The following is a 14,152-nucleotide window of genomic DNA, read 5'->3' on the forward strand; positions in this document are numbered from 1 at the left end:
GGTGGGTCGCGGGTTCGCCGGAACTGACCGACAGGAGTCCGTCTCAGGCGTCCCACGGATCGTCGGTCGGTTCGCCGAACAGCTCCCGCATGAGCGTCACGATGCTCTCCGGCGGGAACTGGCCGCGCTCGGTGACGATGGCGTCGACGTATCGCGGCGGCGTGACGTCGAACGCGGGGTTCTCGACGGTCAGCTCGGCCCCGTCGCTCGCGTCCGTGCCGGTGATCGCCGCCCGTTCCTCGTCCGACAGGACCTCCGTTTCGTCTCGCATCTCGATCTCGACGGTGTGACCCGTCATCGTGTCCGGATGGAGCTTGATCGTCTGAGCCGCGACCACCACCGGCACGCCCCGCTCGCGGGCGTTGACCGCCAGGCCGCTCGTTCCGATCTTGTTGATCACGCTGCCGTCCGCCGCGATGCTGTCGGCCCCGACGAGCACGTGATCCGCCCGATCGAGGTACCGGCGGGCCGCGTTGTCCGCGATCAGCGTCACCGGCACGCCCCACTCGCGCAACTGTCGCGCGGTGATGTGGCCCTGCTTTCGCGGCCGCGTCTCCTTGACGATCGCCTCGAGGTCCGTTCCGTCCTCGAGCGCAGCCTCGAGACACGAAAGGGCGTCCGTCGAGTGGCAGTGGGTCATGACGACGTCGCCGTCTCGTAGCCGATTCGCGCCGATCTCGCCGAGTTGCTCCTGGGCCTGTGCGAGGTCGCGCTGGAAGACCTCGGCGCAGGTGATCGTCGATTCTCGGAGTTCGGCGACGGTGTCGCCGGTCATCCCCCGAAGCACGTACCGGAGGGCGTTCGGGAGGCTGACCGCCGTCGGCCGCGTCTCGTAGAGCGTCCGCGCGGCGGCCCGGAGCTCTCGCCGGAACGCGTCGGGGCTCTCGGCCACGGAGCGTTCGGCCTGGGTCGCCAGCGCTGCGGCGGCCGCGTCAGCGATGGTCGCCGCGCCACGGATCCGCATCGCGGCGATGTCGTCGGCGGTGGATTCGACGGCCGGAACGGTGCCGGGATCTGTGTCGGGCATGCGAGCCAGTTGCATGCGGCAGCTGAAAAGGATACTGTCGGTCGTCCTCGTGTAGTATAGTAGCCACTGAAAGTCGATGCACATCTAATCGCACGACTACGTTGCGATTAGTGTGTAAATCGTTTCAGTGGCTACTATATTTACCGGTCGCCGTCCGGGCCTCAGTAGTACGCCCGGGCTGACTCTGTCGGGGTCCGAACCGAACGACGCGTTACCGTCTGCAGCGATACGGGAGGGAACGCACAGCGAAACGGAGGGAACGCAGGGTGTGGAGCCGCTTACCGACCGATAGCTACAATCGATATCTGTGCTTGGAGAGCCTATTTAATTGTACACAGTTACTACCCAATTATGAACCGACGGCGGCTCCTCGAGATGGCGGGCGCGAGCTCGGTGCTGGGGATGAGCGGGTGTTTCTACGAAAACCGAGAATCCACTCTCGAATCGAAAGCGTCTCCGGCCCCTCCCGAACGGCTCACGCCCGATTCGATCGTCGACTTCGTCGAGGAGTACGAGACGGTAGAGCGATACAACCGTCTCCTCTCGGACTACGAGGACCCCGAACAGGGCTTCCTCGAGTCCATTGACATCTCCTGTAACGCCGTTTTCGACAGAGAAACCGCATCCGGATCGTACGCTCTGACGCTCTGTGCCGGAAGCATCACCACGTCCCACTCGATATCGGACCGTCCGTCGGCGGCCTTCGGCGTTAGCGCCTATCGCGTTACCGAGACTCGAGTCCAGCGCGTCACCGCTTCGCGAGTCGGCCGGCACGCCATCAGGTCGCGAGCCGGACAGGAGGACGACTACACCCTTCTGTTCGTCAACTTCGATGCCGTCGAACACGACCTGACGGCCGTCGTGACGTCCCCTGCGGAGTCGATCGACGAGCCGATACTCGAGGCGTCTTACACGATCGATAGCGGAGAGGGCATCGAACGCCGTCTCGAGCGCACCGAGGCGACAAGGTACGATGTCACCGTCCGCCTCGACGGTGAGACGCGAGCGACGCTCGAGGACGGGCAGCCGCGATCGGTGGGTGCTACCAGCTACATCAGCGACGATGAGATCGAGATCGGGACGTTTTCTGCAATTCCCTAACTGCGGTATCTCTCTGCAAGGCGAGAACCCCGGCGTAAAGGGCGGGGCGTTCTCCTCGATTCTCCGTAACCGGGCGGCTTTTCACTCATCGCGGAGTCGGCTCGCGTATGGACCGCAGCGAACTCGCCCCCCTGATCGACCACACCGTTCTCGGCCCCGAGACGACGCCCGCCGACGTTCGAGCCGTCCTCGATGATGCTCGGGAGCACGGCATGAACGCCTGTATCCCGCCCTACGCGGTCGAGTTGGCCGCCGAGTACGCCCCGAACGTCACCCTCGCGACGGTGGTCGGCTTCCCCCATGGCCAGCACGCGCCCAACGTGAAACGACGCGAGGGCGTGACGGCCTGGCAGGACGGAGCCGACGAACTCGACGTCGTCATCAACGTCGGTCGCCTGCGGGCCGGCGACGACGAGGCCGTCGAGGCCGAACTCGCGGAACTGGTCGCCGCCGTGCCGATCCCGGTCAAGGTGATCCTCGAGACCGCGCTCCTCTCCGACGCGGAGAAACGTCGGGCCTGCGAGGCCGCTCGAGCGGCCGACGCGGCGATGGTGAAAACTTCGACCGGGTTCGCGAGCGTTGCTTCGGAGAAGCAACGTGCGAACGGCGAAGCCGTGAGCGCCGGGGCTACAGTTCCCGACGTCGAACTCATGAGCGAGTACCTCCCCGTCAAGGCCAGCGGCGGCGTCGGCAGCTACGACGAAGCTATCGCCATGCTCGAGGCCGGTGCCGAACGCATCGGGGCCTCGAGCGGGGTCGAGATTCTCGAGGGCGCACCGGAGTAGCCGGGACGCGGAGCGCCGTCCTCACCCGACGAACGGAGTTCGCGACCCGTGCACCGATCATCGAGGAATGCTCGACACGGTGTCACTCCCGAGCGAAGCCGAACAGTTTTGGTCGATCCGCGAGCAACGGATTCCTATGCTCGAGGGGGTGCGAGCGCGACTGCACGCGCTCGCGAGTCGACTGCGACGGCTGGAGCGACGCGAACTCGATTCCTTCGTCCGGTGGCTCGAGCACACCGGGAACCTCCTCCACCTCTCGGTACTGGTGTTCGTCCCGCTGTTGATCGCGGCGGTGACGTGGCTGACGAACATGACGGCGGAGATCTCCTTCCTGCTGTTTCCGCCGCTGGCGTCGGGAACCTACACGCTCTTTGCCGATCCCGAGGGGAAGTACGCCACGCCGTGGAAGTTCGTCGGTGGGATGACCGTCGGCGCGCTCTGTGGCTGGCTCGCGCTCGCGCTCACGGCCGCGGCTGGACTACCCGGCGGCGGTGTCAGCGCGGCCGGAGCCGCCCTCGCCATCTTCTTCACCGGGCTCTGTACGTGGGGGCTCGATCTCGAGGAGCCGACGGCGTTTTCGACCGCGCTGCTCGTGCTCGTGACCGGGAACGCGCAGTTCGCCTACGTGCTGGGCATCGTCGTCTCGAGTTCGTTCGTCGCGAGCGGGTTCGTCCTCTGGCGGAGTCGCTTCTACGAGCAGCGCGCGCAGTACCTCTACGGGACGACCGGCGGCGACGATCACGTCCTCGTTCCGATGGCTGACGGCGGGGAGACGGTCGCCCGCTTCGCCGCGTCGATCGCCGGCGCACACGACGCGGGGAAGGTGGTCCTCTTCGACGTGGTCGACGAGGACGCAGAGCAACGTGTCGATCCCGCCGGTACCGAGGCCGCCGCGGACGACGGGAGCGAGAAACTGACGCCGGCCGAACGCGCGGCCAGCGACGCCGGGCAGCGCCTCGAGTCGTTCGCGACCGAGCTCGCGGACGCGTACGACGTCCCCTGCGAGGTGGTCGTTGCGGCCGACGGCGGACGGTCCGCCGGGCTCACCCTGCAGACCGCCCGCCAGCAGAACTGCGATCTCATCGTCGCACCGTACGCCGAGCGCGAGAGCGGCGGTCTCTCGTCGTTTCTCACGGGCCTGTTCGACAGCGAAATCGACGTGATCGCGTTCCGCTCGAACGGCGCCCCGCGACGGCGGTGGGAGAACAGTATGGTCGCGGTCCGCGGTGCCGGCGACACCGCTCGAGCGATGCTGGACTTCGCGATCCGGGTGACCGGGCCCGGCCGACCGATCAGCGTCTGCACCTGCATCGACCGCGAGTCGCGCCGCCGCGCGGCCGAGGGGACGCTCGCGGACCTCGTCGACGCGTTCTCGGGCCGCTTCGAGACCCACGTCGCCAACGCGTCTGTCGAATCCTACCTGACCCGGGTCGCGCCCCGGTACGACGTCTGTTTCGTCGGCTCGAGCACCGACCGGTCGGCCGCCTCGCGGTTCGTCTCGCCGCCGACGTTCCGGAAGCTCAGCGATCTCGAGGCGGACGTGGCGATCGTCCACCGCGGACGCCACCGCTAGCGGACGTTTGCGTCTGTACTACTGTCCGCTGCTGGAATTACGTGAGTTTTGACGGAATTGCGTGAGACGAAGCGTCCTGCTATCGTGGCAACGGGGAATCGCCACGCCCTCCCCAACCGATTCGCTCACTTCCTGCGGTCGCTCACTCATCCCTCGCGCAGTGTCGTGCCGCGGTTCATTGACATTCACCGCGGCCCAGCGCGCGCCACCGCACGTCGGTTGACCAGCCGGAGTGATACCTCTCCTCCACGTGCTGAACGTTCCCCACGCGATTTGGTCAAAATGAACCCCGTTCGGCACTCTCTCGCTGGGCCTCACTCCCGCTCGAGGATCCGATCGATCAGCCCGCTCTCGTCGCTACCCAGCGCGGATCGGACGAGCAGGTGGCCGCCGAGTTGCGAGGGACTGATCACGGCGTCCGCGCCGGCGCGCTCGAGTTTCTTGACGTTCTCGCGGTCGGTCGCGGCAGCGACGATGCGCGTGTTCGGGGCGAGTTCGCGAGCGGTGAGGACGGTCAGCGCGTCCTCGGCGTCGTGGTTCGTAGCGACGAGGATCGCGGCCGCGCGGTCGATCTTCGCTCGCTGGAGCGGTTCCTCGTCGCTGGGGTCGCCGTTGACCACCGGAATGTCTCGGTCAGTGAGCTCCGTCGCAACCTCCCGGTCGTTGGTGACGACGACGAACTTCCGGCCGCTGTCCGCGAGTTCGTCGACGATCGGTTCCGTCAGTTCGCCGTAGCCGAGCACGAGGATGTGCTCGTCTAACAGTTGTAGCTGTGATTCGGTCATTTTTCCAAGTGTCTTCGAGATTCGGTCCTGGATGACGGGACCGACGAGCGCCCCGATCGCGATACCGAAACTGGCCACGCCGAGGACGAGGACGGACATCGTGAACAACATCCCTTCGACCGACTCCGTGTTCGGCGTCACGTCGCCGTAGCCGACCGTGCTCGAGGTGATCAGCGTGAAGTAGAAGGCGTCGAGGATGGTGTTGATGCCGTCGAAGTGCTCCCGTAGCGCGTAGCCGCCGATGGTGCCGTAGAGCTGGACGCCGACGAGCGATGCGCCGGCCGCGATCTGCGTCGTCGTTAGCGAGAGTGATTTGTCGAATCGACTGTGGGTCAACAGGAGAGCCGGGATCGAAACGATGGAGAGGACGACGAGCGGTAACGAGTACTGGCTTGCCTGGAGGAACCCCTGTGCCGCGGTCAACGGAAGCAACAGCAGCGTCGCCCACCACCCGGCTCGGAGTCCGCGTCGGAGGGCGAGCGTGCTGCCGACCATCATGAATCCGGTGAGCGCCCCGGTGAACGCAGCGGCGCTTTGGATCGCTTCGGGAACGTGCCCGTGGAGCGGGCCCGGGTTCGGGTTTCAGATGTTGAGAACCGCAGTGGCGACAGAGAGCAGCGCGACCAGCAAGACGAGACCCACGGTTGCCCGCGTCGTGAAAACCCGCTGCCAGTTTTCGGGGAGTCGCGCTCGAAGCGACCGGTCGTCGACCATACACACCGGTCGGCGGTGGTGTTAGTTAAACGTCTCCGTCTCGCTTCCGGCCGGAGCCGTGTACCGAACCCGAAGGGGACGCTTCTGCCGGTGCAAATTTAACGGTCCCGTCCCACTTCCCCACAATGCAATCGATTCCGAGCAATCTGCTGATCGAAGTGCTGCTCGGCCTCTACCTCGGTCTCTTGACCGGTATCGTCCCCGCGTTCGTTTCCGGCTCGCTCGGCTTTCTTGTTCGGTATTTCACCGGTGTGACACTGCCCGGGTTCGGTGTCGTCGTCCTCGCGCTATCGATCGCCAGCGTGCAGGGCGGCCTGCTGGGACTCGTCGAACCGACCATCGCCCAGTCACCGCGGCTGCTGATAGCCGTGCTGGTCGTCCTCATGCTCGCGCTGTACGCCCACAATCAGGGCGATAAACTCGGCGCGGAGCTCCCGCGCCGGCTCTCCTTTACCCGCCTTCGGCAGCGGACCCTCTCCGCCGATGTCGTCGAACTCGTCGGCTCGGTCGGTCAGGTGACGGTCCGCCCCGCCGGCGAGATCCGTGATATGGAAGGCTACCCGCCGCTGTCGCCGTCCCTCCGACAGGACCTCAAAGCCAGCTCGTGGAAACTCCCGGCCGACCTCCCCCTCTCGGAGCTCGAGGCCCGGATCGAGGAACGGCTGCGAACGGACCACGACCTCGCGGACGTCGACGTCGCCATGGACGAACGTGGTCGGGCGACGATCGTCGCGGCACCGCCGTCCGGAAGCCTCTCACGACGCGTACCGGCGGGCCAACGCGCCGTCTCGATCGCGACACTCGTCCCGACGGGGATCGCTCGAGGCGACGAGGTGACCGTACGCGCCGGCGAGCGCTCCATCACCGGAACGGTACTGAGCGCTCGGTCCGAGATCGACGACGAACGCGCCGCGGACGCCGCGTTCGATACCCCCGGCGACGAGGTGGCGACCGACGGCGGGGAAGACGCCGAGTCCGCGATAGCCGATCCGAAACCGAACGCGGCGACCGCTGGCGGCCCGGGACGGGTGACCATCGCCGTCACTCGACGGGACGTGAAACCGATTCTCGAGGTCGAGTCGCCACGACTCGTCGTGCGGTCGCGGGGAACGAGCCGCGAGTTCGAGGCGCTCGCGCTGGTCAAACGCGAGGGGTACGCCATCCGTCGATTCACCGTCGGTGCGACCGGCTCGGACGACGAGGCTACCGATTTCGACGCGACCCCGTCGACGGCGGACGTGACGATTCTGGCGGTGCGACGGCACGGCAGCGAGACCGGGGGCCGTCGTCACGGCTGGGTGTTCGGCCCCGGAATCGAACGGCAACTCGAGGCCGGCGACGAGGCGTTCGTCGCGGGACCGGACGACGCGATCGAGACGTTCGTGGAGGCGATCGCTCGATGAGCCGGCGTCTCGTCATCCCGACCGAGTGCCCTCCCGCGATCGACGGCAACAGCCGTGACGGCGGTGACCGGTCGTGATAGCTCCCGTCGTCGCCCAGCTGGTCCCCACCGAGACGCTCGTGGAAGCGCTCGTTGGGATCCTCGGCTTCACCCTGCTCGCGGCCGGAGCGGGAGCCGGTGTGGCGTTCACCTACCGCTGGTACAGCGCCGACGAAATCCCGGAGGGCGTCGCCGTCCTCTTCGGCGTCGCACTCGTCGCGATCTGGTTGAACACCCAGACTGCGCTGTCCCAGGCGATCCTCGGCAACACGGGTCTGCTCGAGCCCAGAACCGCGATCTACACCGTCGCCGCGTTCGTCGCCAGCGCGATCGCCGCCGACGCCGGGCGACGGCTGGGTGACTACCTCGCGCGGGACGTGTTCGTAGTCGCGACCCCGCGGACGATCACCGAAGTCACGCAGCTCGTCCGTTCGGCCGGCCGCGTCGTCAGCGTCGAACTGCCCGAGGAGATCGGCGATATCGACGGCTACGACCCCGTCGACGACTCGGTGAAAGCGGAGGTGGCGGGCCAGACATTCCTCTTCCCCGGGCGGCTGACCGTCGCGAAACGGCGCGAGCGGCTGATCGCCCGCCTCGAGCGCGACTTCGGGATCGGCCACGTCGACGTCGACCTCGAGCCCGACGGGTCGGTCGGCTACCTCGCCGTCGGAAGCCGGCCGGCGGGGATCGGCCCGACGCTCGCGCCGGGAACCGTCGCCGTCGCGCTCGCTGGCGATCCCGCGGCCGACGCCAGTCCGGGCGATGCGGTCCGGATCTGGGCTCGGGACGAGGAGAGCACCACCGCGCGGCGCGTCGCCGGTGGCGAACTCCGGGCGACCGCCGCCGACGTCGTGACCGTCGCCCTCGACGCCGAGGACGCGCGCGACCTCGAGCCCGGTCGGGAGTACCGGCTCGCGACGCTGCCGGGCAGTCCCGACGCCGAACGCGATCTCGTCTCCCTGCTCCGGGCGGCCGACGAGACGGTGACGACGGTCGCCGTCGAACCGGACGACCCGCTCGCCGGCCTGTCGATCGACGCGCTGCCGGTGCTCGTGGTGGCCCTCGAGCGCGAGGGCGAGGACGGCGACGAACACCTGCCACTGCCAGCGGGTGGCGTTCGACTCGCGGTCGGCGATATCGCCTACGTCCTCGGCCGGCCGGACGCGCTGCGGCGAGTCATCGATCGGACGCTGGTCGAAACGCGAGACGGTGGTGGTGCGCCCGATCGTGGCGAGGATTCCGAGAGCGGTGGCGAGTCGGACGCCGACCGTGAGCACGAACGGGTACGGGAGCGAGAGCGGCCACGAGAGCGGTAGCTACTTGCCGACGGCACCGATAGCGCCAGGTATGCCTACCGAGTGGAAACTGTTCGCCGACCTCGCCGAACGGGCCGGTGCCAAACACGTGACCGTCGACGCCGCCGCCGGCGACACCGTGGGTGACGCCCTCGAGGAACTCCTCGACGAAGCGCCCGATCTGGCGGGACGAGTGTTCGACGGCGACGGCGACCTGCGGTCGCAGATCAACGTGCTTCGGAACGGAACGAACGTCCTGGTCGAGGAGGAGGGCCTCGAGACGGAACTCGAGGACGGCGACGAGTTGGCGCTGTTTCCGCCGGTCAGCGGCGGATAGGTCGCTGGCCGCGCCACGGCGTTGGAACAGTTGCTGGCCGCGCCACGGCGACGGAACAATTGCTGGCCGCCGCTGCGCAGCGACCGTGGTACCCGTGGCGCTCAGTCGATTGTTAGGTCGATCCCTAACACGAAATCCGGCTCCTCGGAGATGTCGGTCCTCGTCGCGGCGGCGTCAGTGACGTACCGAGCGGTTTCGGGGATGAGGACGCGCGTCTCGTCGGCTTCGCAGTCGGCGGCGTCGCGGGCGATCGCGGCGAACAGCGAGCGGGCGGTATCGACGTCCTCCCACGCTCCGAGACCGTATTCGACCCACGTTTCGGTCGTCGTGTTTTCCGGGATCGTTTCTCCGCCGCTCGAGCCGTCGGCCCCGTCGCTTTCGATCTCGCGATCGTACGTCCGCGATCGGTAGGCCGCTCCCGCGATGCCGTCCTCGCCCTCGACCGCAAAAACGGCGGTCTCGTCTGCGAGTTGTTCAAAATCATCGCGGGTGAGTTCTCGAACGGCCCACGACTCTTCGGGTGCGAGGCCGAGTCCATTCAGCTGCTCGCGCGCGCCGCTGTGGGTCCAGTAGCGCCAGGCCGCCGTCGGGTCCCGCGAGACGCGACAGGGACCCTCGGCGGTCGGATCGGGCTCCGGATGCGCGAAGCGGAACTCGGTAATCGGGGTGTAGCCGCTGGCTCGCGCCGCGCCGAGCGAGACCGCGTTCCACGAGAAGACCATGACTCGACCGACGGTCGCGCCTCGCTCGCGGCCCCACTCGAAGGTCGCCTCGTTCAGCCGGTGGCTCACGCCCTGCCGGCGATAGTCGGCCGCCACGCGCATCCCCTGAAACCAGGCTTCGTCGGGCGAGAGCATGACGCCCTGGACGATTCCCGCGGCCTCGCCGTCGACTTCCGCGAGGAAGGTCTTCCTGTCGGTCTCGTCGTCGTCCTCGAGCCAGTCGTGATAGATCCGTGGGATGTAGTCGCCGCCGCGTTCGGGCCAGATGTCGCTCGTGAAGTCGGCGACGGCCTCGTAATCGTCGTGGGTCGCGCGACGGATCTGGACGGACGGATCGGCGTCTGAGTCGGGTGACATCGTCGGTCGAACAGTCACACCTCACGTGGTGGCACGAGAAAGAACTTCGCAGAACGGACGCGGTGGCGCGCGCTGGAACGCAGGGAGGCATGCGAGGGGCGATTCTACCGTCCCGAACCAGACCCGCGCCGGGGATAGAGCGGAACCGGGCCGTTAGAACACCAAGCGTTCGACGAATCGGCGAATCGGTCCGGACTTGCCCTGCTTCGATTTCACCTGAACCGCCGTGCAGTCGACGCTGTCGATGATTCTGTCCGCCGGCCGGCCGAACAGGGACCCCCGTATCCGTCCGCCGTCCGTCCCGATGACGAGGATATCGCCCGCGTTCGTCGCCGAAACGAAGTCCCGTTCCGGATCCTCGGTTTCGACGATCGACCGATTTACGGGAACCGAACACAGCGACTCGAGTTCCGCGAGGTACTCGTCTATCGTCTCGCGTTGCGTCTCGGTCGCCGCGTCATCGAGCGGGTACAACAAGGTGATACTGCCCCCGGCCTCGGTCGCCAGCGCGTTCGCGACGGTGATCTTCTGCGGATCGAAGGGGCCGCGGTCGGTGATGACGGTCACGGAGTCGATCCGGTCCAGGTCGCGCTCCTCGACGAGCAAGACGTCACACGGCGCCTTGCGAGTGATCCACTCGACGGTCGTCCCGAATATCGGCGCGTAGAGCGGATCGTCGCTTCGCTCGAGCAGGAGGAAGTCCGCGTCCTCGTGGGCGGCGAAGTTCGCGATCGCTCGCTTCGTGTCGTGGCTGACGATCTCGCCGTAGGTGACGGGCACGTCGAACGCCTCGGTCAGCGGCTCCGTCCGTTCCTCGAACTCGACGTCCGCCGGTGACTGCGTTTCCGACGCCTGCTGGAGCGGCACCTGGTCGGCCACCTCGTCGAACTGAACGACAGTGACGCTCCCGTCGTTCTCGCGGGCGATATCGGCGGCGATTCGAACCAACGTTCGCTCACGTTGCTCGCTCGTCTTTTCGGTGATCGCGACGAGTACCTCGTAGCCGTCGAGCGTCTCGACGGTCGCTTTCGTCTGTGCGACGGCCTTGCGACCGACGCTCCGCCGGACGACGTCCGTGGCAGCGCCCTCGCGCTGGACGCGGTCTCGCGCGTAGTAGACGTACCACAGCACCGACGCCGCCGTGATGACAACAGCGCCGATGAGCGGTATCGTTCCCATGTAGCCGATGAGCAGGAAGCCGCCGGCGATACCGACGAGTTGAGTCCACGGGTAGAGCGGCGACTCGAAGCTCGGGTCGTACTCCCCGACGTCCCCCTCGCGGAACGCGATAACCGCGCCGTTGACCAGTGCGAACACGATGATCTGGAACGCGCTCGCCAGTTTCGCGATCTGGAGGATCGGGACGAACGCGATGAGTACCAACATGACTGTACCGGTGAGCGTGATCGCCCGCACGGGCGTTCCCCACTCGTCGTGGATCTCCGTCAGGGACGGCGGCGCGAGTTTGTCTCGAGCCATCGCGAACGGATACCGGGACGACGACAGGATCCCCGCGTTGGCCGTGCTGATCAGCGCGAGGACGGCCGCGATAATGACGGCGATCACGCCCAGCCGGCCGAGCGTCGCCTCGGCCGCGTGAATCATCGGCACCGCGGAGTCGCTCAACAGATCGGGCGGCGTTACGCCGACCATGACGACGACGATGAGGACGTACAGGAGCGTCGTGAAGCAGAGCGAGCCGAGGATCCCGAGCGGAATGTTCCGATCCGGGTTCTCCACCTCCTCGGCGACGCTCGCGATCTTGGTTACGCCCGCGTACGAGACGAACACGAGGCCGGTCGCGGCGAGGAGACCGCCGGATCCCTCGTCGAAGAACCCGTCATAGTAGGTGCTGTCCGTGGACGGGAGCCCGCCGACGACGAACCACACCATCGCCGCGAGCATCACCGCGACGATGGCGACCTGCAGGCGTCCGGTCTGCTTCGCGCCGACGAGATTGACGAGGACGAGCACGACTGCCAGCGCGAGCGCGACCGGCTTCACCGGCAGATCGAACAGATACAGCACGTAGGGGACGCCGCCGACCAGCGCCAGCGCGCCCTTGAACGACAGGGAGAACCACGTGCCGACGCCGGCGATCGTTCCGAGCAGCGGTCCCATTCCTCGCTCGATGTAGATATACGTGCCGCCGGCCTCCGGCATCGCCGTCGCCATTTCGGCCTTGCTCAGGGCGGCCGGCAAGACGAGTACACCCGCGAGCAAGTACGCGAGAATAACCGCTGGACCCGCCGTCTTCAGGGCGAGACCGGGGAGGATGAAGATTCCGCTGCCGACCATCGCGCCGATACTGATCGCGACGACCGCAAACAAGCCGAGGTCTCGTTCGAGTTCTTTTGGCATTGGATAGTCCGTCAGTCGTTCGGCGACCGCGTCGGTACGTGGCTCGAGGCCCGTGTGCTGCCGACCAGCAGGAGATGGGGAGACGGAGGTGTTCTCTGATGCATGATTGATTCTGTATGGGGTGATGGTCGCCGGATCCGCATAAAAGCGCCGATAAATTCGGGATTCGGCAATCAGTGCCACGTTGTGTTGCGGACCCGTCCAGAGATAGCGTGAGCGAGAGAGCGGGAGATCGAGAGATAAGGACGATGCGAACCCGTTGCTCGTCGAATGGACGAACGCGCTCAAACCGACGACCGACAGCAGAGACCGCTACTAGAACTCATCCACGTCGAATCCGTGGAATGCGCGCTCGTACTCGTTTCGTATGAGATCCTCGTCGACGACCTCGAGGCCGAGTTCGTCGAGATCTCGGCCGATCCGACTGAGGTCGTCGCTGTCCGATCCGATCGCTTCGACGTGGACGTTCTCGGTGCCGGTCATGACCTCCCTGACGGCGACGACGCCGGGCACTTCCAGGGCCCGCTGTGCGAGTTCTTCTCGATCGGGGATCGGCGCGGTACAGACGATGAGCGTCTGCAGCTGATAGCTGGCCGCCTCGTAGTTCACCTCCGGTCGGTAGCCGGTGAGGATGCCACTCTCCTCGAGGTTCCGTATTCGGTTGCGGACCGTGCTGGCCGAGACGTCCGCCTTTTCAGCGATCTCGCTCGCCGACGTCTTGCGCGCGTCCTCCTGCAGACAGTAGATGATGGTCCTGTCTAGATCGTCGAGTGGCTCCTCGCTCATACCCACGAGTAATCGCGCGATCAAAAGTAATTTTTCCTGCGAATTCGGCGATCCGTCATCGTAGCGGGAGAACGTGTGAGGTAACGTTTTTCCTCTCGAGGTCGTCGAACCCGAATATGACGAGACGACCGCGATCGGAGGGAGACGGATGACGTCGGACGATTCGGGATCTACTGACGAGTTGGGCCGGGAGGATCCCCTGTGGGACGACCTGCTCGAGGACGCGCGAGCCATCGCCGAGGAGTACCGAGAGGACGGCTGGGACGCCGTCGTCCTCGAGCCGGTCGGGACATCGCCGGTCGAGGAGGCCGAGCGAACCGGACTCGACGTCGACGTCACCGCCGAGGAGTACGAGCTCGTCGCGGAGCTCATCGAGGACGGGGATGTCACGATCTCCGCGGCCGACGTCTACTACCGGCCGCTGGCGGCGGAGGAAAGCGACCAGCGGGTCGCCCTCGTCGTCGAGCGCGACGAGGAGAGCGAGACGGCCGTCTTCGTCCCCCTCTCCTACGACATCGGTGACTGCCGATCGGTCTTCGAGACGGCGCTCGTCGAGGAGCAGTTACTGATTCACGTGACGGCGGACCCCGAGGACGGCTGGGTCAGCTTCTCCCACGACGATCCGTCCCTGTTCCTCGAGGAGGCGGACGTTCGGCAGTGGAGCGCGGAGTGATCGGCGGTCGGGGCTATAATAGCCATTGACGGTCAATACACATCCGACCGCACGATTGCTGTGAGATCAGTATCAGTAGTTGGTATCACGGTTTCTTTATCCGGGATTGGACGTGAAACTCGTGGCAAGTACAGGCGATTCACAGAACAATTGTTTTCAAACGTTCTTTTGAGTCGATTCATCCAACTGCTACAG

At 66.3% G+C, this 14,152-nt stretch carries 11 protein-coding genes and 1 pseudogene; 7 read left to right on the plus strand and 5 right to left on the minus strand.

Annotated features, from left to right (window positions below; translation table 11 throughout):
- Positions 1–43: 43 nt before the first annotated feature.
- Positions 44–1,027: a ribose 1,5-bisphosphate isomerase gene (locus LDH74_RS20165; RefSeq protein ID WP_226040438.1), complete on the minus strand. Its 984-nt coding sequence runs from the start codon at positions 1,025–1,027 to the stop codon at positions 44–46.
- A gap of 351 nt (positions 1,028–1,378) precedes the next feature.
- Between LDH74_RS20165 and LDH74_RS20170 the strand changes: the two genes are divergently transcribed.
- The 3 genes from LDH74_RS20170 (at position 1,379) to LDH74_RS20180 (ending at position 4,486) form a co-directional block, all read left to right on the plus strand.
- On the plus strand, positions 1,379–2,128 hold the full coding sequence (locus tag LDH74_RS20170) for a hypothetical protein (RefSeq protein ID WP_226040439.1): 750 nt from the start codon (positions 1,379–1,381) through the stop codon (positions 2,126–2,128).
- 107 nt (positions 2,129–2,235) lie between these two features.
- Entirely contained in the window at positions 2,236–2,913 is a 678-nt protein-coding gene (deoC, locus tag LDH74_RS20175; RefSeq protein WP_226040440.1) for a deoxyribose-phosphate aldolase, read from the plus strand.
- A 136-nt stretch (positions 2,914–3,049) separates the two neighbouring features.
- A complete protein-coding gene (locus tag LDH74_RS20180) occupies positions 3,050–4,486 on the plus strand; it encodes an HPP family protein (RefSeq protein ID WP_226040441.1) in 1,437 nt (478 codons plus the stop codon).
- 314 nt (positions 4,487–4,800) lie between these two features.
- On the opposite strand, the pseudogene LDH74_RS20185 reads toward LDH74_RS20180, so the two are convergent.
- A pseudogene (locus tag LDH74_RS20185) lies at positions 4,801–5,985 on the minus strand (NAD-binding protein).
- 125 nt (positions 5,986–6,110) lie between these two features.
- Here LDH74_RS20185 and LDH74_RS20190 point away from each other — a divergent pair.
- From LDH74_RS20190 to LDH74_RS20200, 3 genes are all read left to right on the plus strand, one after another.
- Entirely contained in the window at positions 6,111–7,388 is a 1,278-nt protein-coding gene (locus LDH74_RS20190) for a potassium transporter TrkA (RefSeq protein ID WP_226040442.1), read from the plus strand.
- Positions 7,389–7,461: 73 nt separating this feature from the next.
- Positions 7,462–8,742 carry a TrkA C-terminal domain-containing protein gene (locus LDH74_RS20195; protein ID WP_226040443.1) on the plus strand — a complete coding sequence of 427 codons (1,281 nt, stop codon included), beginning with the start codon at positions 7,462–7,464 and terminating at the stop codon, positions 8,740–8,742.
- Positions 8,743–8,773: 31 nt separating this feature from the next.
- Positions 8,774–9,058 (plus strand): ubiquitin-like small modifier protein 1, encoded by a 285-nt coding sequence (locus LDH74_RS20200; RefSeq protein WP_226040444.1) that lies wholly within the window; start codon positions 8,774–8,776, stop codon positions 9,056–9,058.
- Positions 9,059–9,159: 101 nt separating this feature from the next.
- Here LDH74_RS20200 and LDH74_RS20205 read toward each other — a convergent pair whose 3' ends face one another.
- The 3 genes from LDH74_RS20205 to LDH74_RS20215 all read right to left on the minus strand — a co-directional run bounded on the left by LDH74_RS20205 (position 9,160) and on the right by LDH74_RS20215 (position 13,284).
- Entirely contained in the window at positions 9,160–10,137 is a 978-nt protein-coding gene (locus LDH74_RS20205; protein ID WP_226040445.1) for a GNAT family N-acetyltransferase, read from the minus strand.
- Positions 10,138–10,290: 153 nt separating this feature from the next.
- Positions 10,291–12,498 (minus strand): amino acid permease, encoded by a 2,208-nt coding sequence (locus tag LDH74_RS20210; RefSeq protein ID WP_226040446.1) that lies wholly within the window; start codon positions 12,496–12,498, stop codon positions 10,291–10,293.
- A 315-nt stretch (positions 12,499–12,813) separates the two neighbouring features.
- On the minus strand, positions 12,814–13,284 hold the full coding sequence (locus tag LDH74_RS20215; protein ID WP_226040447.1) for an Lrp/AsnC family transcriptional regulator: 471 nt from the start codon (positions 13,282–13,284) through the stop codon (positions 12,814–12,816).
- A gap of 148 nt (positions 13,285–13,432) precedes the next feature.
- Here LDH74_RS20215 and LDH74_RS20220 point away from each other — a divergent pair, with 148 nt between their 5' ends.
- Entirely contained in the window at positions 13,433–13,957 is a 525-nt protein-coding gene (locus LDH74_RS20220) for a hypothetical protein (RefSeq protein ID WP_226040448.1), read from the plus strand.
- Positions 13,958–14,152 lie beyond the last annotated feature (195 nt).

It is taken from the genome of Natrinema sp. DC36 (assembly GCF_020405225.1).
Lineage (GTDB): Archaea > Halobacteriota > Halobacteria > Halobacteriales > Natrialbaceae > Natrinema.